The organism is Streptomyces sp. NPDC104096 (assembly GCF_055584385.1).
The window spans coordinates 36,077-58,503 of record NZ_JBVJMD010000001.1; the positions used below are offsets into that span (position 1 = coordinate 36,077).

A 22,427-nucleotide genomic window follows, 5' to 3' on the forward strand; every position below is an offset into this window, starting at 1 on the left:
TCTGAATGAGTGACCACCAGAGAACGCGACGAACGGGGGATGCCATGCGCAATCCGACTCGAAGGGGAGCACTCGCTCTCGGCGCGGGCGCCGCGACCGCCGCCGGCCTCGCGGCGTGCGGCACCTCCACACCCTCCAAGGGCCCGACCCGCGCCGACGGTTCCGCGAGCCCCCGGGGTTCCGCGAGCCCCTCCGCGACCCCCGGCGGACAGCCGACCCACATCGCGCGCCCCCTCGGCGACGGCTCGACCTCCTTCAGCGGCCGTCAGCCGCACCAGCCCGCCGCCCCCGTGCCGCTGGAACCCGGGCAGCAGCCGCCGCAGTTCGTCGTCTTCTCCTGGGACGGAGCCGGCGAGGTCGGCAACGGCCTCTTCCCGCGCTTCCTGGACCTCGCCAAGGAGCACGGCGCGAGCATGACCTTCTTCCTGTCCGGGCTCTACCTGCTGCCCGAGTCGAAGAAGCGGCTCTACGACCCGCCCAACAACCCGCGCGGCGCCTCCGACATCGGCTACCTCACCGACGACCACGTCCGCGCGACGCTCACCAACATCCGCCGCGCGTGGCTGGAGGGCCACGAGATAGGCACCCACTTCAACGGGCACTTCTGCGGCGGCAGCGGCTCGGTCGGCCACTGGACCCCGCGGCAGTGGAAGAGCGAGATAGCCCAGGCCAAGGCGTTCGTGAAGGAGTGGCGGACCAACACCGGCTGGACCGATCTGGAGCCGCTGCCCTTCGACTACGACAAGGAACTCGTCGGCGGCCGTACGCCCTGTCTGCTCGGGCAGGACAACCTGCTGCCCGCCGCCCGCGAACTCGGCTGGCGCTACGACGCCTCCTCGCCCGGCGGCCGGCAGGTCTGGCCCGGCAAGCGGCAGGGCATCTGGGATCTGCCGTTGCAGCAGATGCCGTTCCCCGGGCACCGCTTCGAGGTCCTCTCCATGGACTACAACATCCTCGCCAACCAGTCGGTCAACTCCACCAACGCGCCCGCCCACAACTACCCGCACTGGCGTCAGCAGGCCGCCCAGGCGTACATATCCGGCTTCCAGCGGGCATACGAGACGAACCGGGCTCCCTTCTTCATAGGCAACCACTTCGAGCACTGGAACGGCGGCATCTACATGGACGCCGTGGAGCAGGCCTTCCTGCACATCGCGCGGGAGAAGGAGAAGGGCGCGGACGTACGGCTGGTCTCCTTCCGGCAGTTCACGGACTGGCTCGACGTACAGCGGCCGGAGGTGCTGGCGAAGCTGCGCACGCTGGACGTGGGCCAGCGGCCGGCCGGCGGCTGGCAGGAGTTCCTCGGTCCCGCCCCGGCGAACACCCCCGGCACCCCCGTCGCCCCCACCGGCGCCCCCGCGAACTCCGCCCCCGCCACGGCGACGCCCCCCGCCACGGCCACCTGAAAGACCCTCTGGACCGCAGCCGCGGAAGCCGTCCGAAGCGCCGCCTGAAATGCGGGTTTCCGCCCGCAAGGGGGGTGCCCGAGATCCCCGGAACGGCCATGCGAAACTTTTCACATGAGTGCCGCCACCCGCACCTCCTCGCGTTCGACGACCAGGATCCGCCCGCGCCGCGCCGCCGCCCTGAGCACCGTCGGTGCCGCCGTGGCCGCGCTGCTGCTGTCCGCCTGCACGTCCGGGGGCACGTCCGGGGGCGGCGGCGACACCAACTTCGTCCTGGGCGAGGACGGCATCGCGACCGCCGACAAGGGGGAGCGGGCCGCCGCCCCCGACCTGTCCGGTGAGACGGTCGACGGCAAGCAGCTCGACGTCGCCGCGTACAAGGGCCAGGTCGTCGTCCTGAACGTGTGGGGCTCCTGGTGCCCGCCGTGCCGCGCCGAGGCGTCCGGCTTCGAGAAGGTCCACCAGGACCTCAAGGACCAGGGCGTGCAGTTCGTCGGCATCAACACCCGCGACACCAGCACCAGCCCCGCCCGCGCCTTCGAGAAGCAGTACGGCGTCAGCTACCAGAGCCTGTACGACCCGACGGGCAAGCTGATGCTCCGCTTCGCCAAGGGCACCCTCAACCCGCAGGCGATCCCCTCCACGCTCGTCCTCGACCGGGACGGGAAGATCGCCGCCCGCTCGCTGTCCGCGCTCAGCGAGGAGAAGCTGCGCAAGATGATCTCCCCGGTCCTCGCGGAGAAGTGACGTGACCGGAGTGTCCCTGCTCGCCGCGGCGACGGACCCGAACCCGACCGTGCTCAACGGCGCCCTGCTCGTCGCCCTGCCGCTCGCCCTGCTCGCCGGCCTCATCTCCTTCTTCTCCCCGTGCGTCCTGCCGCTCGTACCCGGCTATCTGGCCTACGTCACCGGGGTCACCGGAACCGACCTGGCCGAGGCCCGGCGCGGCCGGATGGTCGCGGGCGCCTCGCTCTTCGTGCTCGGCTTCATGGCCGTGTTCGTCTCCGGCGGAGCGCTGTTCGGCTACTTCGGCTCCACGTTGCAGGACAACAAGGGCGTCCTGACCAAGGTGCTGGGCGTGCTCATGATCCTCATGGGCGTCTTCTTCATGGGGCTGATGCCCTGGCTCACCCAGCGGGAGTTCCGCTTCCACCGCAGGCCCGTGACGGGGCTGGTCGGCGCGCCGCTGCTGGGCGCGCTGTTCGGCATCGGCTGGACGCCGTGCATCGGGCCGACCCTCTCCTCGGTGCTGGCCCTGTCCGCCCAGCAGTCGAGCGCGGGCCGCGGTGCCATACTGACCGTCGCCTACTGCCTGGGCCTCGGTGTGCCCTTCGTGCTCGCCGCGGTCGCCTTCCGCAAGGCGCTCGGCGCCTTCGGCTGGGTCAAGCGCCACTACGCCTGGGTGATGCGCATCGGCGGCACCATGATGATCGTGACCGGTCTGCTGCTGCTGACCGGCGCGTGGGACCACATCGTGCAGGACCTCCAGACCTGGTCCACCGGCTTCACTGTGGGGATCTGATCCATGAGCAAGACGACGACCGGCACGCCGACCGACGGGGCCGCGACCGCCCCCGACGACCTCGGCGCCGCCGGTTCCCAGCTGTCCACCGCGCCCCTGGAGTCGTCGGCGAACCCGCCCGGTATGGGCGTCGTCGGCTGGGCCCGCTGGTTCTGGCGGCAGCTCACCTCCATGCGGGTCGCGCTGCTGCTGCTCCTGCTGCTGGCGCTCGGCGCGATCCCCGGCTCGCTGATCCCGCAGTCCGGGACCGACGCGACGAAGGTCGCCGACTTCCGGGACGCCCACGCGACCCTCGCCGCGGTCTACGACCGGCTCGGGCTCTTCCACGTCTACAGCTCGGTGTGGTTCTCCGCGATCTACATCCTGCTGTTCGTCTCCCTCATCGGCTGCATCGTGCCCCGCACCTGGCAGTTCGTCGGTCAGTTGCGCGGCCGCCCGCCGGGCGCGCCCAAGCGGCTGACCCGGCTGCCCGCGTACACGACCTGGCGCACCGAGGCCTCGCCGGAGCAGGTCCGCGAGGCCGCGCTCGCGCTGCTGAAGAAGCGCCGCTTCCGCGCCCACCCGGTGGGCGACGCCGTCGCGGCCGAGAAGGGCTACCTGCGCGAGGTCGGCAACCTCGCCTTCCACATCGCGCTGATCGTGATGCTGACCGCCTTCGCCTGGGGCCAGCTGTTCAAGTCCGAGGGCAACAAGCTGGTCGTCGAGGGCGACGGCTTCTCCAACACGCTCATCTCCTACGACGACTTCAAGTCCGGCAACCTCTTCGGCACGGACGACCTGGTGCCGTTCAGCTTCGTCCTGAAGAAGTTCACCGGCACCTACGAGCTCACCGGCCCCAACAAGGGCACCCCGCGCACCTACCAGGCGGCCGTCACCTACAGCGAGGGCGCCTACGGCAAGGAGCGCAGGACCACCGTCAAGGTCAACGAGCCGCTGGAGATCGGCGACTCGAAGGTCTACCTCACCGCCCACGGCTACGCCCCCGTGGTGACCGTCAGGGACGGCAAGGGCGACGTCGTCTTCCACAACGCCGTACCGCTGCTGCCGCTGGACTCCAACGTCACCTCCTCCGGCGCCATCAAGGTCATGGACGGCTACAAGAACGCCCAGGGCGTGTCCGAACAGCTCGGCTTCCAGGCGTTCTTCCTGCCCACCTACGGCGGCGGCAGCGTGGTGTCCTCGCAGTTCCCGGCGATGCTGAACCCGGTGCTGAACCTGGCGCCGTACCACGGCGACCTCGGGGTCGACTCGGGCATCCCGCAGAGCGTGTACCAGCTCGACAAGAAGCACATGAAGTACTTCGAGGACGCCAAGAAGCAGCAGCTCCGGCAGAACCTGAAGCCCGGCGAGACCATGACCCTGCCGAACGGCGCCGGCTCGATCACCTACGACGGCACCAAGGAATGGGCGAACTTCCAGGTCACGCAGCAGCCCGGCAGCGGCTGGGCACTGGCCGGCGCGACCGCCGCGATCTTCGGCCTGGCGGGCTCCCTGTTCATCCAGCGCCGCCGGGTGTGGGTCCGTGCCACGCGCGGCGCGGACGGGGTGACGGTCGTCGAGATGGGCGGCCTGGGCCGCAGCGAGTCCGCGAAGCTGCCCGAGGAGCTCGGCGACCTCGCCGGGACCCTGTACGACCAGGCCCCCGGGGCCCCCGAGCCCGACGACCCGTCCGAATCCCCCGACACCCCAGCCGTACCTGCCGAAGGGGCTGAGAAGAAGTGACTCTCGCCACCGCGACCAACGAACACCTCGCGAACATCAGCAACACGCTGATCTACTCGGCGATGGCCGTCTACACCCTGGCCTTCTTCGCGTACATCGCCGAATGGCTCTTCGGCAGCCGCAGCAAGGTCGGCCGCACCGCCGCCGCGCTGACCTCCGCGCCGGCCGCGAAGAGCGGCCCCGCCGTCACCGTGCAGACGGCCGGCGGCACGGCGGTGCTGGAGCGGCCGAAGGTCGTCGTGCGGTCCGCGACCGGCTCCCGCGACGTGCCGGACGGGCCGGGCGCGCACGGCGGCGACGTGCAGGGCGACCTGTACGGGCGGATCGCCATCTCGCTCACCGTGCTCGCCTTCCTCGTCGAGCTGGGCGGTGTGATCGCCCGCGCGGCCTCGGTGGAGCGGGCGCCGTGGGGCAACATGTACGAGTTCAACATCACCTTCTCCACGGTCGCCGTCGGCGTGTACCTCGCGCTGCTCGCGCTGAAGAAGAACGTGCGCTGGCTCGGCCTGTTCCTGATCACCACGGTCCTGCTCGACCTCGGTGTGGCCGTCACGGTCCTGTACACCGCCAGCGACCAGCTCGTGCCCGCCCTGCACTCGTACTGGCTGTACATCCACGTCTCGACGGCGATCCTGTGCGGCGCGGTCTTCTACGTCGGCGCGGTCGGCACGATCCTCTACCTCTTCAAGGACTCCTACGAGAACAAGCTCGCCCAGGGCGGCGAGCCCGGCCGCTTCGCGACCTCGTTCCTGGAGCGGCTGCCCGCCTCGGCGTCCCTCGACAAGTTCTCCTACCGCGTCAACGCGGCCGTCTTCCCGCTGTGGACGTTCACGATCATCGCGGGCGCGATCTGGGCGGGCGACGCCTGGGGCCGCTACTGGGGCTGGGACCCCAAGGAGACCTGGGCGTTCATCACCTGGGTCGCCTACGCCTGCTACCTGCACGCCCGCGCCACGGCCGGCTGGAAGGGCCGCAAGGCCGCGTACATCGCGCTGATCGCCTTCGGCTGCTGGCTCTTCAACTACTACGGCGTCAACATCTTCGTCTCCGGCAAGCACTCGTACGCGGGCGTCTGACCGCCCTCCGGTGAAGGCCGGTTCCCGTGACCCAGGTCATGGGAACCGGCCTTTGTCGTACGGACAGGCAGAGGGGTGTGGACACGAATCTGCGAAGACGCATCCGCGCGGGGGACCACGACGCCTTCGGCGACCTCTTCGACGCCTACGCGCGCTCCGTGTACAACCACGCCTACCGGCTCACCGGGGAGTGGACGGCCGCCGAGGACATCGTCTCGCTGACCTTCCTGGACGCCTGGCGGCTGCGCGGGCGGCTCGACGCGGACGGCGGTTCCCTGCGCCCCTGGCTGCTGGGCATCGCCACCAACGTCACGCGCAACACCCGCCGCGCGGCCCGCAGGCACGCGGCGGCCGTGGCCCGCCTCCCGCGCGACGAGGCCGTACGGGACTTCGCCGACGAGGTGGCCGGCCGGGTCGACGACGCCGAGCGGCTGGCCGTCGTACGGACGGCCCTGACGAGGCTGCGACGGGCCGAGCGGGAGGTGCTGGCGCTGTGCGTGTGGTCCGGGCTGGACTACCGGGCCGCCGCGGAGGCGCTGGGGGTGCCCGTCGGGACCGTGCGGTCGAGGCTCTCGCGGGCCAGGGCAAAGCTCGCGAAACACCTGGAACCACCGCATACGAGCGGACAGATGAGAGGTGACCGCGGCACCGCGGTCGGGGCCCTGAAGGAGGGAAACCCATGACCGAGCTTCCGGAGCACGACCTTCCGCCGGGCCGTCACCGACTCCTCAAGGAGCATCTGATGACCGAGATCCGGCACACCGACGAAGCGTCCTCGGGCACGAGAAGCCGTTGGCTGCGGCCCGCGCTCGCGGCGGCGGCCGTGGCCACCGCCGCGGCGGTCGCCTTCACGGCCCTGCCGTCGTCGGGCGGCGTCGAGCCGCCCACCTCGGCGTCGGCGACGCTCCTGGAGGACATCGCGCTGGCGGCCGAGCACGAGAACGCGTACGGCAGGATCCGGGACGACCAGTTCGTGTACGTCGACACCCGGATGTCGTACGCGAAGCGGTCGGCGGACGGGAAGACGACCGAGATCGTGCCGCTGCACCGCGTGGAGACCTGGGAGTCCGTGGACGCCCGGCAGGACGGCCTGATCCGGGATGCGGCCGACCCGAGGGGAGATCGCTCCCGGTCGGCTCTCCCGCCCGAGAGCCCGTTCCACGACTGGTCGTCCAGCTACAACCACCTGAAGTCCCTGCCCACGACCCCGGACGGGATGTACGCCTGGTTGGCCAAAGTGTCCGGGACGGGATTCACCCTCCACGCCGTCACCTGGAAGGACAGGACTTTTGTCCAGGACCGGCATCAGGCCGTGTTCCTCCTGGCCGGCAGCATGATCAGCACAGCGATCGTGCCGCCGGCGCAGAGCGCGGCGCTCTACCGGGCGGTCGCCCGGATTCCCGGGGTGACCGTCGCCGAGGACGCGGTCGACGCGCTCGGACGGCACGGCGTCGCCATCGCGCGCGAGGACACCGAGGACCCGGTCCGGGTCGAGTGGATCTTCGACGAGAAGACCCATGAGCTGCTCGGAGAGCGGCAGACCGTCACCCGGGACCACGCGGGTGTGAAGAAGGGCACGGTCGTCCAGGACACCGCCGTCCGGCGCCGGGCGATCGTCGACAAGGCGGGGCAGCGCCCGTAAGGGGTGCGCATCGCGCGGGTCGGGGTCACGCTGGTGTCATGGCCGGTTCCGTCGAGCAGGGCATCAGCGTGACGCACGGGAACGAGCACACCCTGCACTTCACGGTGCGGCTGCCGGTGCCGGCGGAGCGGGTCTGGCCCGCGCTGGCCGGGGCGGAGGGGCTGGCGGGCTGGTTCACCGAGGCCGAGGTCCTCGAACCCCGGCTCGACGGCGCGGTCACCCTGCGCGGGCTGGGCAGCGGGCGGGTCACCGCGTGGGACGTGGAGCGGGTCGCCGAGTACACGGTGGAGGGGGGCGGCAGGATCCGCTTCCACCTGGAGCGGGACGGGGACGCGGGGACCTGTCTGCGGTTCCGGCACGAGTTCCGCGAGGAGAGCGGGACCGGCACCGAGCCGTCCTGGCGGGAAAAATTCGAACGACTGGTCGAAATGATGGACGGGCCCTAGCCCGGCTCACGGCGGCGGCCGGGGCTCACTCGCCGATGTCCTCGTTCCACAGGGCCGGGTTGTCCCTGACGAAGTCCCGCATCAGTGCGACGCACTCCGCGTCGTCCAGGAGCACGATCTCCACGCCGTGCTCCGCCAGCCAGTCGTGGCCGCCGTGGAAGGTGACCGCCTCGCCGACGATCACCCGGGAGATGCCGAACTGGCGGACCAGCCCGCTGCAGTACCAGCACGGGGAGAGGGTGGTCACCATCGTCGTCCCGCGGTACGACCGCTGTCGGCCGGCCGCCCGGAACGCGGCCGTCTCCGCGTGCGTCGAGGGGTCGCCGTCCTGGACGCGCCGGTTGTGGCCACGGCCCAGGACGGCCCCGTCGGCGCCGTAGAGCGCGGCGCCGATCGGGATGCCGCCCTCGGCGAGACCGGTGCGCGCCTCGGCGAGGGCGGTGGCGAGCCAGGCGCGGGCGGCCGACCGGTCCATGCGTTCAGCGGCCGACCGGTCCTTGTGGTCACTCTGCCGGGGATCCATCGCTCCACTGTGCTGGGACCGGGACATCGGGGCAACAAGCGGGAAGCCCCCGCCCGGCAAGCCCTGGGCGAAGCCGCGGAAACCCGCTCTGTACCCTGGCCCGATCATTGCCGCGTCGGCGGCACTCGGGCCCGGTCGGGAGGGAAGTTCCATGGTTGCTGCGCCGGTTCTGGAGGAGCTGCGCGAGGTCTGCCAGCCGCAGGCCAAGCTGGCGAGCCGCAACGGCGAGCACTGGGCGGGCCGGCTGTACATGCGCAGGATCTCGCTGCGACTGACCCGCCAGCTGGTGCGCACCCCCGTCACCCCGGACCAGCTCACCTGGACGATGGTGGTGTGCGGGGTCGCCTCCGGTGCGGCGCTGATGATCCCGGGCCTGACCGGCGCGGTCCTCGCGGTGGTCCTGATGCAGCTCTTCCTGCTCTTCGACTGTGTCGACGGCGAGGTCGCCCGCTGGAAGGGCCAGAACAGCGCGACCGGCATCTACGTCGACCGGCTCGGCGCCTATCTGGCGGACGCGGCCCTGTTCGCGGGCGCCGGCTACCGCGCCGCCGAGTCGGGCTTCGGCGGCTGGCTCTCGGTCGGCATAGCCGCCGCCCTCGGCGTCGTGCTGCTGAAGGCCTCGACCGACCTGGTGGACGTGGCACGCGCCCGGCGCGGGCTGACCGTCGCCGACGACGAGGCGACCCGGCCGCGCTCGCAGGGTGTGGCCACGGTCCGGCGCCTGGCCGCCGCCTTCAAGATCCACCGGGTCACCAACGGCATCGAGGCGTCCCTGGTCCTGCTGGCCGCGGCCGTCGCCGACGCGGCGGCGGGCGGGATCGAACCGACCCGCTGGGCGCTCGGCGCGCTCGCCGTCATCACCTGGGTGATGGTCCCGGCCCACCTGCTGTCGATCCTGTCGTCGTCCCGGCTGCGCTGAGCCGGGCGGGCCCTGGGCCGGGCGAGGCGGACGCCCGGCCCGGTCACACGTCGAAGGGCGCGAACTCCACGACCGCGGTCGAGGCGTCGGCGTACCGCACGCCGATGTCGATCGCCACCGCCCCGCCCTGGGCGGGCGGGTTCAGCTCGATGTGCGCGCAGACGTCGGCCGACGGCTCCCCGTCGCACTCCGCCGCCGTGAGGCGCGTGTCGGGATAGGACTCCTCCAGCCAGGCGTCCAGCTGCGTCCGCGCGATCGTGAACCGCACCGTGTACTGGGTGTCCAGCCAGCTCAGCGCGGTGCACTTCGCGTCGTGGGCCCCCTCGGGCAGCCCGTCGTGGTCCGCGAAGCGCATGGCGTCCTCGCACGGGACGCTCTCCGCCCGGCTCATCGGGTCACCCCCGAAGGCCGTGGCGAACGACCAGGCCCCCCAGCCCAGGAAGGCCACCGGGAGCACCACCACGGCGGCGAGCGCCCAGTTCTGTCCTCTGCTCACCTGTTGTGCCGTCAGGACTCTTCGTCGGACCCGGTCCGCTCCTCGCGCCGGCGCAGCTCCTCCTCGCGCCGCCGCAGGTCGGCCTCCCAGTCCTTCAGCAGGGCCTCGTCCTTGCGGTTCTCGGCCTTGATGGACTTGAGGAACTCGGGGTTGTCGTCGGGCGCGACGAACGTCGTCCGGTGGTTGCGGTGCCATTCGGAAGGGGTGGAACCCCCGGCGGGCACCCCGCGGTTGCGGCCCGCGACCAGCCAGGCGATCGGACCGACCAGCACTTCGCCGAAGAGCAGGATGATGATGACCCAGACCACCTTGGGCAGGCCTCTGACCTCCTCCTCCGGCGTGTTCAGGCAGTCGATGAAGGCGTAGATCCACAGGGCCAGCACCAGCAGGAACGGCAGATACCTGAGCATGGTCGAACGATCCCCCAGTGAGCGACGGCGGGGCGGCACGGGCCCCCGGTGACGGGGTCAGAGTAGCCCGTACCGGATACTGGACCGCATGGCTTACGACGATCTTCGCTCCCTGCTCAGGGCCCTGGAGCGCGAGGGAGACCTCAAGCGCGTCAAGGCCGAGGTCGACCCGTATCTGGAAGTCGGGGAGATCGTCGACCGGGTCCAGAAGGCGGGCGGCCCGGCGCTGCTCTTCGAGAACGTGAAGGGCTCCGACATGCCCCTCGCGATGAACGTCTTCGGCACCGACCGGCGGCTGCTGAAGGCGCTCGGCCTGAAGTCGTACGGCGAGATCTCCGACAAGATCGGCGGCCTGCTGCGGCCCGAGCTGCCGCACGGGTTCGTCGGGGTGCGCGAGGCGTTCGGCAAGCTCGGCGCGATGACGCACGTACCGCCGAAGAAGGTCAAGGACGCCCCGGTGCAGGAGGTCGTGCTGCACGGGGACGACGTCGACCTCGACCGGCTGCCCGCGCTCTTCACCTGGCCGCAGGACGGCGGTTCCTTCTTCAACCTGGGGCTGACCCACACCAAGGACCCGGAGAGCGGGATCCGCAACCTGGGTCTCTACCGCCTCCAGCGCCACGACCGGCGCACGATCGGCATGCACTGGCAGATCCACAAGGACAGCCGCAACCACTACCAGGTGGCGGCCCGGCGCGGCGAGCGGCTCCCGGTCGCGATCGCGTTCGGCTGCCCGCCCGCCGTGACGTACGCGTCCACGGCGCCGCTGCCCGGTGACATCGACGAGTACCTCTTCGCCGGGTTCATCGCGGGGAAGCGGATCGAGATGGTCGACTGCAAGACGGTACCGCTCCAGGTCCCGGCGCAGGCCGAGGTAGTCCTGGAGGGCTGGCTGGAGCCGGGCGAGATGCTCCCCGAGGGTCCCTTCGGCGACCACACCGGCTTCTACACCCCGCAGGAGCCCTTCCCCGCGCTGAAGATCGACTGCGTGACGATGCGCAAGCGGCCGCTGCTCCAGTCGATCGTCGTGGGGCGGCCCCCGACCGAGGACGGACCGCTCGGCCGTGCGACGGAACGCTTCTTCCTGCCCCTGCTGAAGATCATCGTCCCCGACATCGTGGACTACCACCTGCCCGAGGCGGGCGGCTTCCACAACTGCGCGATCGTCTCGATCGACAAGAAGTACCCCAAGCACGCCCAGAAGGTGATGCACGCCGTCTGGGGCGCGCACATGATGTCGCTGACCAAGCTGATCGTGGTCGTCGACTCCGACTGCGATGTGCACGACCTGCACGAGGTCGCCTGGCGGGCGCTGGGCAACACCGACTACGCCCGCGACCTCACCGTCGCCGAGGGGCCCGTGGACCACCTCGACCACGCCTCCTACCAGCAGTTCTGGGGCGGCAAGGCGGGCATCGACGCGACCCGGAAGTGGCCCGAGGAGGGCTACACCAGGGACGGCGGGTGGCCGGAGATGGTCCTGTCGGACCCCGATACGGCGGCCATGGTGGACCGCCGCTGGAAGGAATACGGACTGTGAGCAGCGCCTCCGCAGCGATCCCGCAGCCGGGCCGCACCAAGGCGTTCCTGCGCCTGGTGATGATCGAGCACTCGGTCTTCGCGCTGCCCTTCGCCTACATCGCCGCGCTGACCGCGATGTTCGAGCTGGACGGGAACATCCACTGGGGCGGTCTGCTCCTGGTCACCGTCTGCATGGTGGGCCTGCGCACCTTCGCCATGGCGGTCAACCGGATCATCGACCGCGAGATCGACGCCCGTAACCCCAGGACCGCCCACCGCGAGCTGGTGACCGGCGCGATGTCGGTGCGGCACGCCTGGACGGGTGCCCTGATCGCCCTGGTCGTCTTCCTCGGCTCGGCGGCCCTGCTCAACCCGCTCTGCCTGGCCCTGGCGCCCGTCGCGGTGATCCCGATGGTGGTCTACCCCTACGGCAAGCGGTTCACGAACTTCCCGCAGGCCATCCTCGGTCTGGCCCAGGCGATGGGCCCGGTCGGCGGCTGGCTGGCGGTCACCGGCGAGTGGTCCTGGGACGCGGTGATCCTCGGTCTCGCCGTCGGCGTCTGGATCGGCGGCTTCGACCTGATCTACGCCTGCCAGGACGTCGAGACCGACCGGGAGATCGGCGTCAGGTCGGTCCCGGCCCGCTTCGGGATCCCGGCCGCGATCTGGGGGGCGCGAGCCTGCCACGCGATCACGACGGCGCTGTTCGTCTGGTACGCGCTGGCCACGGACGCGGGCGCGTTCTTCTGGCTGGGCCTGGTGATCGTCGCGGGCGCGTTCCTCTACGAGCACACCATCGTCCGGCCGACCGACCTGTCCCGGCTGAACCGGGCGTTCTTCTCGGTCAACGGCTTCATCGGCATCGCCCTGTTCGTGTGCGCGCTGCTGGACCTCCTGGTCCGGGGTCTGACCGTCTGACCCGGCCGGCGATCCCCACCGGCTCCCTCGCCCCCCGTCGACCCGAAGGCGGGCGGCCGGTCCTGAGCACCGTGCGGCGCGCCGGTACGCTCAAGGTGTGAACGCAGGAGAAACAGAGCGCGTGCCTTGGATCGTGGGGGTGTCAGGCGCGTCCGGTACGCCGTATGCCGCCGCCGTCCTGCGTGCGCTGCTCGCCGCGGGCGAGAGCGTCGACCTGGTCGTCAGCCGGGCCTCCAGGCTCACCCTGCTGGACGAGACCGGTATCTCCTTCCGGGACGCGCACTGGCGCGACGACCTGCGGGAGTGGCTGGCGCGGGGCGCGGACGGCAAGCCGGACACCTTCGAGGCGGACCTCGACGGGGTGCGGTACTGGAACGCCGGAGACCTGGCCGCGGGCCCGTCCTCGGGGTCGTACCCCGCGAAGGGGATGCTGATCGTGCCGGCCTCGACGGCGTGTGTCGCGGGGGTCGCGCTCGGTCTGTCGAAGGACCTGCTCCAGCGGGTGGCGAGCGTCACGCTCAAGGAGCGCCGCCGTCTCGTCGTGGCCGTCAGGGAGACCCCGCTGAACGGCCAGACCCTGCGGCACCTGGTCGCCCTGGACGACGCGGGCGCCAGTGTCGTACCGGCCTCCCCGGCGTTCTACGCGGGCGCCACCCACATCCAGGACCTGGTGGACTTCGTCGCCGGCCGGGTCCTCGACGCGGCGGGCGTCGGGCACACCCTCTACCGCCGTTGGCAGGGCGAGCTCGGCGGTTCCCGCCCGGCCTGAGCGGCCCACGGCGGCCAGGCAGTACCAGCACCATCCTCGACTTCAGGAGGTCCGGGCGCCGCCCGGACCCATTCATCGGAAGGCTTCGATCGCATGGACGCGGTGGACAGGCAGCTCATCCAGGCCCTGAGGGAGAACGGCCGGGCCTCCTATGCGGAGCTGGGACGCCTCGTCGGCCTGTCGGGACCCAGCGTCACCGACCGCATCAACCGGCTGGAGGCGGCCGGGGTCATCACCGGATACCGCGCCACCGTGAACGCCGCCAGCCTCGGGCTCGGCGTGATCGCCCTGATCGGCATCTCGCTGTCCGACGCGGCCGACCACGAGGACGTGGCCCGGCGGCTGAAGGACCTCAGCGAGATCGAGGACTGCTGGTTCATCGCGGGCGACGACTCGTTCATGCTCAAGGTGCGCGCCAGTGACGTGGACGGCCTGGAGCGGATCATCCGCCGGCTCAGCGGGACCAAGGGCGTCTCCCGGACCCGTACCACCATCGTGCTGTCCACGAAGTGGGAGAACCGGGTGGGCGAGCTGCCGGAAGAGGTCTAGGACCTCGGGCGTACGGTTGGCAGGGTTCGTCGGCAGGTCGAAAGGGAGAGGCAGAAACACATGGATGTCGGGCTCAAGCGCGAGCTGGAGGACAAGGTCCGGGCCGGTGAGCGGCTCACCCGTGAGGACGGCGTCGCGCTGTACGAGTCGGACGACCTGGCGTGGCTCGGCGGTCTCGCGCACGAGGTGCGCACCCGCAAGAACGGCGACGTCGTGCACTTCAACGTCAACCGTCATCTCAACATGACGAACGTGTGCACCGCGTCCTGCGCGTACTGCTCCTTCCAGCGCAAGCCGGGCGAGAAGGACGCGTACACGATGCGCATCGAGGAGGCCGTCCGCCTCGCCAAGGCGATGGAGGGCGAGAACCTCACCGAGCTGCACATCGTCAACGGGCTGCACCCGAACCTGCCGTGGCGGTACTACCCGCGCTCCCTGCGCGAGTTGAAGGCCGCCCTGCCGAACGTCTCGCTCAAGGCCTTCACGGCGACCGAGATCCACCACTTCGAGACCATCTCCGGGCTGACCGCCTCCGAGATCCTCGACGAGCTCATCGACGCCGGTCTGGAGTCCCTGACCGGCGGCGGCGCCGAGATCTTCGACTGGGAGGTCCGGCAGCACATCGTCGACCACCGCACCCACTGGGAGGACTGGTCGCGCATCCACCGGCTCGCGCACGAGAAGGGTCTGAAGACCCCGTGCACGATGCTGTACGGGCACATCGAGGAGCCCCGCCACCGCGTCGACCACGTGCTGCGGCTGCGTGAGCTCCAGGACGAGACCGGCGGCTTCCAGGTCTTCATCCCGCTGCGCTACCAGCACGACTTCGTGGACATGAAGGACGGCAAGGTCCGCAACCGGCTCCAGGCGCGCACCCAGATGGCCACCGGTGCCGAGGCGCTGAAGACGTTCGCGGTCTCCCGGCTGCTGTTCGACAACGTGCCGCACGTGAAGGTCTTCTGGGTGATGCACGGGGTGCAGACCGCCCAGCTCGCCCTTCAGCACGGCGCGGACGACATGGACGGCTCGGTCGTCGAGTACAAGATCACCCATGACGCCGACAACTACGGCACGCCGAACAAGCTCACCCGGGACGACCTGCTCGACCTGATCCGCGACGCGGGCTTCCGCCCGGTGGAGCGCAACACGCGCTACGAGATCATCCGCGAGTACGACGGACCGGACCCGGCGCGCCGCGAGTCCCCCCAGCCGATGCGGGTCTGAGACGGCGGTCCGAGACGGCGGGACGAGGGGGTCGGGGCGGGGCGTGCGGCGGCCCGGGTGACGTCATGTAATGCGTACACTCCATGTATGTCCCTTACCTTCACTCTCGATCCCGCCGTCGATCCCGCCCTGCGTGACGGCATCCTCGGTCTGTGGACCGATGTGTCCAACGCGGGCGGCTCCGTCGGCTTCGTACCGCCCGTGGTGCGGGAGGACATACGCCCGGAACTCGTCAAGCACTTCGTGGCCATGGCCGAGGGCCGCACCCGGCTGCTGGTCGGGCACGACGAGCGGGGGGACGTCGCCGCGACCGCGTTCCTCACCTTCAACACCCACCGGCTGATGAAGCACTGGGTGTGGCTGTACACGGTGATGGTGCACCCGCGGCACCAGGGCAAGGGGTACGGCCGCGACCTGCTCGCGGCCGCGGCGGACTCGGCCCGCACCTTCGCCGGCATCGACGCGATCCGGCTCACCTGCCGCGGCGGCAACGACCTGGAGCGGTTCTACGGCTCCTGCGGCTACAAGGAGGTCGGGCGGGTGCCCGACGCGATCCGGGTGGCGCCGGGGGACGACCGCGACGACATCACCATGCTGCTGCCCCTGCTGTGACCGCCCGCCCCGGCTGTGGGGCCGGGGACCCGGCATGCTTCACTGGACGACGCCCTATGGGACGTTCGGAAGTATTCGAGACGGAAGAGTGGATTGAGATGCTCCGCTACACGCTGATGCGCCTCGGGATTTTCGCGGGCTGCTTCGTGGTCGTCTGGGGCCTCGTCTACGCCGGTGTCGTTCCGCACGGCCTCGGCGGTTCCAACATCATGTGGGTCGCCCTGCTGGCCCTGGTGATCTCGGCGCCCATCAGCTTCGTGGTGCTGCGCAAGGAGCGCGACCGCGCCTCCGTCCAGGTCTCGGGACGCGTGGACCGGATGAAGGCCAACCTCGAGACCAGCCGGTCCCAGGAGGACGATGCGGCGGACGCCGCGGAGAACGCCTCCGCCGCACAGCGCCAGGCCTCCTAGGCCGCCCGCCCTCCCGGGCGGCCCGGCCTTCGCGTCCCACGGGATGGCTGCGGCGCCCAACTATCCTTTCCCCATGGGTGCCGTGAAGACCAAGCGGATGCCGCGTGCGGTCCGTGAGCAGCAGATGCTGGACGCCGCTGTGCGGATCTTCGGCCAACGGGGCTACGCGGCCGCGTCGATGGACGAGATCGCCGAAGTCGCCGGTGTGTCGAAGCCGTTGGTCTATCTGTACCTGAACTCCAAGGAAGACCTCTTCACCGCCTGCATCCGCCGGGAGGCCGCCGCGCTCACGGAGGCCGTGCAGTCGGGGGTGCGGCCGGGGCTCGGCGCCGACCGCCAGCTCTGGGACGGGCTGCGGGCGTTCTTCACCCACACCGCGCAGCACCCCGACGCCTGGTCCGTGCTGCACCTCCAGGCCCGTACGCACGGCGAGCGGTTCGCCGCCGAGGTCACGGCGATGCGCGAGGAGATCGTCGCGTTCGTGACCCGGCTGATCGGGGCCGCCGCGCGGGAGGCCCACCCGCGGTCCCCCGGCTGCGCCGGGGCGAGCGACCGCGCCCAGGACCCCGACCGGCGGGAACCCGCCCTGTCCGGCCTCGATCTGCCCGACCCCGACCGGCCCGACGCCGACCTGCCCGAGCGCGAGGTGGCCGGGCTCGCCGAGGCCCTCGTCGGTGCCGCCGAGTCCCTGGCGGCCTGGGCCAACACCACCGAGGGCGTCTCGGCCCGGCAGGCCGCGGCCACCCTGATGAACTTCGCCTGGGCGGGCCTGGGCAACCTGATGGAGGGACGCCCGTGGTCACCCACGGAGCCCGAGCACCAGGGGCGGGTCGGCTAGGGCCCGTCCGAGCCCGGTACGGGCGGGCCCACCTGCCCGCGCACATGGACGCGCCCGTCCGCTCCCCTCAGTTCGAAGCGTCCGTCCGCCGCCGCGTACTCCACCGTCCCGGGCAGCAGCACGGGCGCCCGGAACTCCGCCCGCACCCGGGCGGAAGGCGGGGTGCCGTGCGCCGCGAGGCAGCGGGCCACCGTCCACATGCCGTGCGCGACGGTGCGCGGGAAGCCGAACAGGCGGGCGGTGAGCGGGTGCAGATGGATGGGGTTGCGGTCGCCGGAGGCGGCACCGTAGCGCCGCCCCAGGTCGGCGGCGAGGCGCCACTCGGCGACCACGGGGAGCGGATCGGGACCCGGCTCGCCGTCGGACGACCGTGACGCGGTGGTGGATCCGGCCGTGCGGTGCCGCGCCAGATATGTGCTCCGCGACTCCCAGACGACGGCGCCGCCGGCCCGTGCCTCGGTCACCACGGTGGCCTCGGTGCCGCGTCGGTGCGGCGCCAACCCCGCCACGTACGCGCCGAGTTCGTAGACGCCCGTGACAGGCGGGGCGGTGTGCCGGGTGATCTCGATCGACGTGTGGACCAGGCCCGGCAGCGGCAGCGGGAAGTCCCGGCCGCTCATCAGGCGCATCGCCAGCGGGAAGCCGAGGACGTGCGGGTAGGTGATCGGCAGCGCGTCCTCGCCGGTGGCGAAGCCGCACACCCGCTCGTACGCGGCCAGCCGTACGAGGTCGACGCGCAGGTCCGGCAGCACCAGGCGGGTGCGCGGGAACGCGGCGTCGGGGGCCGGGCGCCGGAAGGCGGAGCGCAGGGCGCCGCGGGCCAGCAGCGGGGCGAGCGCGGGGGGACGGGTGAGCAGCCGGCCGGGCGCGGGGTCGGCGATGCGCGCACTGCGGTCGGTCATGTCCCACTCCCCGCTCGGGTCCAAAATGCTGACTCTGGAGTAAGGTTACCGCAGGTAAGTCAAGGTCGGGAGGGGGAGAGGGATGAGAAGACGCCTTCGGCGCCCATGGAGAACCCGCGGTCGGACACCGGACGTGAACCTTCCTCACGTCCTTGCCGATGTTGCACATCCCTGGCCCCGGACCGACCCGTAACCGGCACAGCCTCATCACAGGAGCCTCGTACGCTTCCTGCCTGACCGCCGGTAACCCCCTCTTCGCGGGCCCTCGCCGGTGACCGCCTCGGCGCGCGAGGCGCGTACGAACGCAAGCGGCGGCCTCATCGCCGCACGCCACAGGAGCCGCCCGTGTCCACTCCCTTTCCGACCTCCGCCGCGTTCGCCGACGCCGCAGGGCCACGGCTCGTGGAGCCCGAGACACGGCGGCTGAACGGTGCCGTACGGGAGGCGCACGTACCGCCGTTGGCCCCGCCGGTGACCCACGGGTCCCTCGCCGACCTGCCCTTCGACAACGCCGAGGCGGCACCGGACGCCGTCGTCCTCAGCCGCCGGGCCGGGGGCGACGGGCCCTGGCAGGACGTGACGGCGGCCGGGTTCGCGGCCGAGGTGCAGGCGGTGGCCAAGGGCCTGATCGCCGAGGGCCTGGTGCCGGGCGACCGCATCGCCGTCATGGCCCGGACCCGCTACGAGTGGACGCTGCTCGACTTCGCCGCCTGGGCCGCGGGCCTGGTCACCGTCCCCGTCTACCCCACCTCGTCCGTCTTCCAGACCCGGTGGATCCTCCAGGACTCCGGCGCGGTCGCCCTGGTCACCGAGACGGCCGCCCAGGCGGCGGCGCTCGGCCCGGAACTGGAGCGGCTGCCCGACCTGCGACACCTGTGGGTGATCGAGAAGGGCCAGCTGGACCGCCTGGCGGAGACCGGCGAGGAGGTGCCGGACCAGGAGGTGGCCGTACGGCGGGGAGTGCTCGTCCCCGACACCCTGGCCACCGTCATCTACACCTCGGGCACCACCGGCCGGCCCAAGGGCTGCGTCCTCACCCACGGCAACTTCTTCGCCGAGGTCGACAACGCCATCGAACTGCTCCACCCGGTCTTCCGGGCCGGGACGAAGGAGGAGGTCTCCGTCCTGCTCTTCCTGCCCATGTCCCATGTCTTCGGCCGCATGGTGGCGATCGCCTGCGTCCGCGCCCGGGTGCGCCTCGGCCACGCGCCGAGCCTGAAGCCGCAGGAACTGCTGCCGGACCTGGCCGCGTTCCGGCCGACCTGCCTGCTGGCCATCCCGTACATGCTGGAGAAGATCTTCAACACCGCCCGCGCGCGGGCGGAGGAGGGCGGGCGGCTGTCGTCGTTCGACCGCGCGGCGGCCGTGGCCCGCCGCTACGGCGAGGCCCTGGAAGCCAGACAGACCGGTACCGGCCCCGGCCCGTCCACCGCCCTGAAGGCGGCCCGCGCCCTCTACGACCCCCTGGTCTACCGCCGCATCCGCAACGCCATGGGCGGCCGGGTCCGCCACGCCATCTGCGGCGGTTCCCCGCTCGGCCGCCGTCTGGCCGCGTTCTACGCGGGCGCGGGCATCGAGATCTTCGAGGGCTACGGGCTGACGGAGACCACCGGAGCGTCGACGGTGACCCCGCCCCTCAGGCCCCGACTGGGCACCGTGGGCTGGCCGTTGCCCGGCACCCGCGTCCGGGTCGCCGCCGACGGCGAGATCCTGCTCGGCGGCGACCATGTGCTGCGCGGCTACTGGGACCCGGCGGCCGGCGGTGTCGTCCCCGCCGCCCCGGACGGCTGGCTCGCCACGGGCGACCTCGGCGAACTCGACGACGACGGCTACCTCACCATCACCGGCCGCAAGAAGGAACTGCTGATCACGGCGGGCGGCAAGAGCGTGGCACCCGCCCCCATGGAGAACTGGCTGCGCTCGCACCCCCTGATCTCACAGTGCATGCTCCTGGGCGACGCCCGCCCCTATGTCACGGCGCTGATCACCCTCGACCAGGACGGCATCACCCACTGGCGCCGGATGCACGGCAAGCATCCGGTCCCGCCGGAACTCCTCGTCGACGACGACGAGTTGCGGATGATCCTGCAACGCGCGCTGGACGAGGCGAACAGAATGGTCTCCCGGCCGGAATCCGTCCGCCGCTTCGCCGTCCTCCCCGTCGACTTCACGGAGGAGGCCGGTCACCTCACCCCGTCGATGAAACTCCGCCGCGAGACGATCATGCGGGACTTCGCCCGCGAGGTGGCGGGGCTGTATCCGGGGTGAGGGGCGCGGTCACTCCGAGACAGTCGCCGCCACCCGAGGCTTGTCGGCGACGAGGAAGGCCTGCGGGACCGACTCCTGGAGCGCGGGGTCGGGTTCGCGTACCGTCCGCGAGCGGAGTACGAAACCGGCCTCCGTCAGCAGCTCGGCGATCCGCTCGGGCCGCCGCCGCAGGAAGTCCAGCGACACGGGGTGTCCCCAGGGCCGGTCGTGGTGGCGCGGCTCGTCGCCCACCTGGAAGGCGACGAGCAGATGGCCGCCGGGGGCCAGGACGCGGTGGAACTCCGCGAACAGGTCGGGGAGCCGGTCCACCGGAGTGTGGATGGACGAGTACCAGGAGAGCGCTCCGGCGAGCGCGCCGTCGGGCAGGTCCAGTTCGAGCATCGAGCCCTGCTCGAAACGCAGTCCCGGATTCTCCCGGCGGGCGATGGCGAGCATCGACTCGGACAGGTCGAGGCCGAACACCGACAGCCCCAGCCGGGCGAGGTGCCCCGTGGTCCGGCCGGGCCCGCAGCCGAGGTCGGCCACCGGACCGCGGTCGCCCACGAGCTCGGCGTACGCGCCGAGGATCGCCCGCTCCAACGGCCTGCCGACGAGCTCCTCGCGGAAGCGGTCGGCGTAGTCCTCGGCGATGGCGTCGTAGAAGGTGCGGGTGGTGGCGAGGAAGTCGGCGGCGGTCCCGGTGCCGGACACGGGCGGTGTGGTGGCTTCGGAGGTCATGGCCGGGCACCGTAGCGGGTGCCACTGACAAGCGGGCCGGCCTGCCGCGGGCGGGGCGCGTGTTCCGGACAAAGGCAGGAGCCCCGTCGCCGGATGGCGCGGGGCTCCTTGGGTACTGCTATCTGATCCGAATCAAAGCTTCGGGCTCGAAGAGCCTAAGGCTTAGAGCGGGGTGACGTTCTCCGCCTGCGGACCCTTCGGGCCCTGGGTCACGTCGAAGGAGACCGACTGGTTCTCCTCGAGCGAACGGAAACCGTTGGCGTTGATCGCGGAGTAGTGGACGAAGACGTCGGGGCCTCCGCCTTCCTGGGCGATGAAGCCAAAGCCCTTTTCGGCGTTGAACCACTTCACGGTTCCGGTAGCCATAAGCCCTCCTTGGGCCCAAAGGGTCGCCCTGCTCCAGAACCTGCAAGTGTGAAAACTGTGCCGCACAACTGCATACGTCTGAAAACGACTAGAGCCCGCGGTCACATGCTCCGCAGGCTCTGTACTGCAAGGGAAACCAAACTGCAACTTGCGGCGAGCCTAGCACGCGGTAGGCCGAATGCAATAGAGGTCAAGATCACGTCACTCGGACGTTTGAAGCCGATCGGATGAGGTTGACAAATCGCGCCCCCGGGGGGTGCCCGCGGACCGTCTCACCCCAGGGTCTAGCCTCCCGATGTGGACATTCCTCGCACCCGGCCGCGTGTCGGCCACATCCAGTTCCTCAACTGCCTGCCCCTGTACTGGGGCCTCGCGAGAACAGGCACGCTTCTCGACTTCGAGCTGACCAAGGACACCCCGGAGAAGCTCAGCGAGAAGCTGGTGCAGGGCGACCTCGACATCGGGCCCATCACCCTCGTCGAGTTCCTGAAGAACGCGGACGACCTGGTCGCCTTCCCGGACATCGCCGTCGGCTGCGACGGTCCGGTGATGTCCTGCGTGATCGTCTCCCAGGTGCCGCTGGACCGGCTCCACGGCCGCCGGGTCGCCCTCGGCTCGACCTCGCGCACCTCGGTCCGCCTGGCCCAGCTGCTGCTGGCCGACCGCTTCGGCGTCCAGCCGGAGTACTACACCTGCCCGCCCGACCTCAGCCTGATGATGCAGGAGGCGGATGCCGCGGTCCTCATCGGCGACGCGGCGCTGCGCGCCAACCTGCTGGACGGCCCGCGCTACGGCCTCGCCGTGCACGACCTGGGCGCGCTGTGGAAGGAGTGGACGGGCCTGCCGTTCGTCTTCGCGGTCTGGGCGGCCCGGCGGGACTACCTGGAGCGCGAGCCGTCCATCACGCGTCAGGTGCACGAGGCGTTCCTCGCCTCCCGCAACCTCTCCCTGGAGGAGGTCGGCAAGGTCGCCGAGCAGGCGGCCCGCTGGGAGGCCTTCGACGAGCGGGTCCTGGAGCAGTACTTCACCACGCTCGACTTCCGCTTCGGCGGCCCGCAGCTCGCGGCGGTCACCGAGTTCGCCCGCCGCGTCGGCCCGACGACCGGCTTCCCGGCGGACGTGAAGGTGGACCTCCTCCAGCCGTAGCGCCCGTGCGGCGGCAGGGGCCGTC

Annotated in this window: 25 protein-coding genes; 19 read left to right on the top strand and 6 right to left on the bottom strand. The window is 71.1% G+C overall.

The window, feature by feature from the left end:
• The first annotated feature begins 44 nt into the window (after positions 1-44).
• The 8 genes from ACZ60B_RS00185 to ACZ60B_RS00220 all read left to right on the top strand — a co-directional run bounded on the left by ACZ60B_RS00185 (position 45) and on the right by ACZ60B_RS00220 (position 7,814).
• Entirely contained in the window at positions 45-1,406 is a 1,362-nt protein-coding gene (locus ACZ60B_RS00185) for a polysaccharide deacetylase family protein (protein WP_469382889.1), read from the top strand.
• A 114-nt stretch (positions 1,407-1,520) separates the two neighbouring features.
• Positions 1,521-2,153, top strand: a complete 633-nt coding sequence (locus tag ACZ60B_RS00190) for a TlpA family protein disulfide reductase (protein ID WP_469382890.1) — start codon at positions 1,521-1,523, stop codon at positions 2,151-2,153.
• 1 nt (position 2,154) lies between these two features.
• Entirely contained in the window at positions 2,155-2,928 is a 774-nt protein-coding gene (locus tag ACZ60B_RS00195) for a cytochrome c biogenesis CcdA family protein (RefSeq protein WP_469382892.1), read from the top strand.
• A gap of 3 nt (positions 2,929-2,931) precedes the next feature.
• Positions 2,932-4,650 carry a cytochrome c biogenesis protein ResB gene (resB, locus tag ACZ60B_RS00200; protein ID WP_469382894.1) on the top strand — a complete coding sequence of 573 codons (1,719 nt, stop codon included), beginning with the start codon at positions 2,932-2,934 and terminating at the stop codon, positions 4,648-4,650.
• Complete coding sequence (ccsB, locus tag ACZ60B_RS00205) at positions 4,647-5,726, top strand: c-type cytochrome biogenesis protein CcsB (protein WP_469382896.1); 1,080 nt, start codon at positions 4,647-4,649, stop codon at positions 5,724-5,726. Before resB ends, ccsB begins: the two co-directional genes overlap by 4 nt.
• A gap of 77 nt (positions 5,727-5,803) precedes the next feature.
• A complete protein-coding gene (locus ACZ60B_RS00210) occupies positions 5,804-6,409 on the top strand; it encodes an RNA polymerase sigma factor (protein ID WP_469382897.1) in 606 nt (201 codons plus the stop codon).
• Entirely contained in the window at positions 6,406-7,368 is a 963-nt protein-coding gene (locus ACZ60B_RS00215; RefSeq protein WP_469382898.1) for a CU044_5270 family protein, read from the top strand. The genes ACZ60B_RS00210 and ACZ60B_RS00215 overlap by 4 nt, the downstream gene beginning before the upstream one ends.
• A 38-nt stretch (positions 7,369-7,406) precedes the next feature.
• Complete coding sequence (locus tag ACZ60B_RS00220; protein ID WP_469382900.1) at positions 7,407-7,814, top strand: SRPBCC domain-containing protein; 408 nt, start codon at positions 7,407-7,409, stop codon at positions 7,812-7,814.
• A 25-nt stretch (positions 7,815-7,839) separates the two neighbouring features.
• Here the strand turns inward: ACZ60B_RS00220 and ACZ60B_RS00225 are convergent, their stop codons facing one another.
• The gene (locus ACZ60B_RS00225; protein ID WP_469383529.1) at positions 7,840-8,289 is read right to left on the bottom strand and encodes a nucleoside deaminase; all 450 of its coding nucleotides are present in this window, start codon (positions 8,287-8,289) and stop codon (positions 7,840-7,842) included.
• 199 nt (positions 8,290-8,488) lie between these two features.
• Between ACZ60B_RS00225 and ACZ60B_RS00230 the strand changes: the two genes are divergently transcribed.
• Entirely contained in the window at positions 8,489-9,256 is a 768-nt protein-coding gene (locus ACZ60B_RS00230; RefSeq protein ID WP_469382902.1) for a CDP-alcohol phosphatidyltransferase family protein, read from the top strand.
• Positions 9,257-9,299: 43 nt separating this feature from the next.
• Here ACZ60B_RS00230 and ACZ60B_RS00235 read toward each other — a convergent pair whose 3' ends face one another.
• Positions 9,300-9,752 carry a hypothetical protein gene (locus tag ACZ60B_RS00235; RefSeq protein WP_469382904.1) on the bottom strand — a complete coding sequence of 151 codons (453 nt, stop codon included), beginning with the start codon at positions 9,750-9,752 and terminating at the stop codon, positions 9,300-9,302.
• An 11-nt stretch (positions 9,753-9,763) separates the two neighbouring features.
• Positions 9,764-10,162 (bottom strand): PLD nuclease N-terminal domain-containing protein, encoded by a 399-nt coding sequence (locus ACZ60B_RS00240; protein WP_469382905.1) that lies wholly within the window; start codon positions 10,160-10,162, stop codon positions 9,764-9,766.
• 88 nt (positions 10,163-10,250) lie between these two features.
• Here ACZ60B_RS00240 and ACZ60B_RS00245 point away from each other — a divergent pair, with 88 nt between their 5' ends.
• The 8 genes from ACZ60B_RS00245 to ACZ60B_RS00280 all read left to right on the top strand — a co-directional run bounded on the left by ACZ60B_RS00245 (position 10,251) and on the right by ACZ60B_RS00280 (position 17,003).
• Positions 10,251-11,702 (top strand): menaquinone biosynthesis decarboxylase, encoded by a 1,452-nt coding sequence (locus ACZ60B_RS00245; RefSeq protein WP_469382907.1) that lies wholly within the window; start codon positions 10,251-10,253, stop codon positions 11,700-11,702.
• Positions 11,699-12,601, top strand: a complete 903-nt coding sequence (mqnP, locus tag ACZ60B_RS00250) for a menaquinone biosynthesis prenyltransferase MqnP (protein WP_469382909.1) — start codon at positions 11,699-11,701, stop codon at positions 12,599-12,601. The genes ACZ60B_RS00245 and mqnP overlap by 4 nt, the downstream gene beginning before the upstream one ends.
• Before the next feature lie 121 nt (positions 12,602-12,722).
• Complete coding sequence (locus ACZ60B_RS00255; protein ID WP_469382911.1) at positions 12,723-13,370, top strand: UbiX family flavin prenyltransferase; 648 nt, start codon at positions 12,723-12,725, stop codon at positions 13,368-13,370.
• A gap of 93 nt (positions 13,371-13,463) precedes the next feature.
• The gene (locus ACZ60B_RS00260) at positions 13,464-13,919 is read left to right on the top strand and encodes an Lrp/AsnC family transcriptional regulator (RefSeq protein WP_385777524.1); all 456 of its coding nucleotides are present in this window, start codon (positions 13,464-13,466) and stop codon (positions 13,917-13,919) included.
• Between the two features lie 60 nt (positions 13,920-13,979).
• Complete coding sequence (mqnE, locus tag ACZ60B_RS00265) at positions 13,980-15,143, top strand: aminofutalosine synthase MqnE (protein WP_469382913.1); 1,164 nt, start codon at positions 13,980-13,982, stop codon at positions 15,141-15,143.
• Between the two features lie 87 nt (positions 15,144-15,230).
• On the top strand, positions 15,231-15,755 hold the full coding sequence (locus ACZ60B_RS00270) for a GNAT family N-acetyltransferase (protein ID WP_469382915.1): 525 nt from the start codon (positions 15,231-15,233) through the stop codon (positions 15,753-15,755).
• Between the two features lie 98 nt (positions 15,756-15,853).
• Positions 15,854-16,165 (top strand): DUF4229 domain-containing protein, encoded by a 312-nt coding sequence (locus ACZ60B_RS00275; protein WP_469382917.1) that lies wholly within the window; start codon positions 15,854-15,856, stop codon positions 16,163-16,165.
• Positions 16,166-16,238: 73 nt separating this feature from the next.
• The gene (locus ACZ60B_RS00280) at positions 16,239-17,003 is read left to right on the top strand and encodes a TetR/AcrR family transcriptional regulator (RefSeq protein WP_469382918.1); all 765 of its coding nucleotides are present in this window, start codon (positions 16,239-16,241) and stop codon (positions 17,001-17,003) included.
• Here the strand turns inward: ACZ60B_RS00280 and ACZ60B_RS00285 are convergent.
• Positions 17,000-17,905 (bottom strand): MaoC family dehydratase, encoded by a 906-nt coding sequence (locus ACZ60B_RS00285; RefSeq protein WP_469382920.1) that lies wholly within the window; start codon positions 17,903-17,905, stop codon positions 17,000-17,002. The genes ACZ60B_RS00280 and ACZ60B_RS00285 overlap by 4 nt on opposite strands.
• A 345-nt stretch (positions 17,906-18,250) precedes the next feature.
• Between ACZ60B_RS00285 and ACZ60B_RS00290 the strand changes: the two genes are divergently transcribed.
• Complete coding sequence (locus tag ACZ60B_RS00290) at positions 18,251-20,173, top strand: AMP-dependent synthetase/ligase (RefSeq protein WP_469382922.1); 1,923 nt, start codon at positions 18,251-18,253, stop codon at positions 20,171-20,173.
• A gap of 9 nt (positions 20,174-20,182) precedes the next feature.
• Here the strand turns inward: ACZ60B_RS00290 and ACZ60B_RS00295 are convergent, their stop codons facing one another.
• Positions 20,183-20,890, bottom strand: a complete 708-nt coding sequence (locus ACZ60B_RS00295) for a class I SAM-dependent DNA methyltransferase (protein ID WP_469382923.1) — start codon at positions 20,888-20,890, stop codon at positions 20,183-20,185.
• Between the two features lie 162 nt (positions 20,891-21,052).
• On the bottom strand, positions 21,053-21,256 hold the full coding sequence (locus ACZ60B_RS00300; protein WP_037627265.1) for a cold-shock protein: 204 nt from the start codon (positions 21,254-21,256) through the stop codon (positions 21,053-21,055).
• A 297-nt stretch (positions 21,257-21,553) separates the two neighbouring features.
• Here ACZ60B_RS00300 and ACZ60B_RS00305 point away from each other — a divergent pair, with 297 nt between their 5' ends.
• Positions 21,554-22,402 (top strand): menaquinone biosynthetic enzyme MqnA/MqnD family protein, encoded by an 849-nt coding sequence (locus tag ACZ60B_RS00305; protein ID WP_469382926.1) that lies wholly within the window; start codon positions 21,554-21,556, stop codon positions 22,400-22,402.
• Positions 22,403-22,427 lie beyond the last annotated feature (25 nt).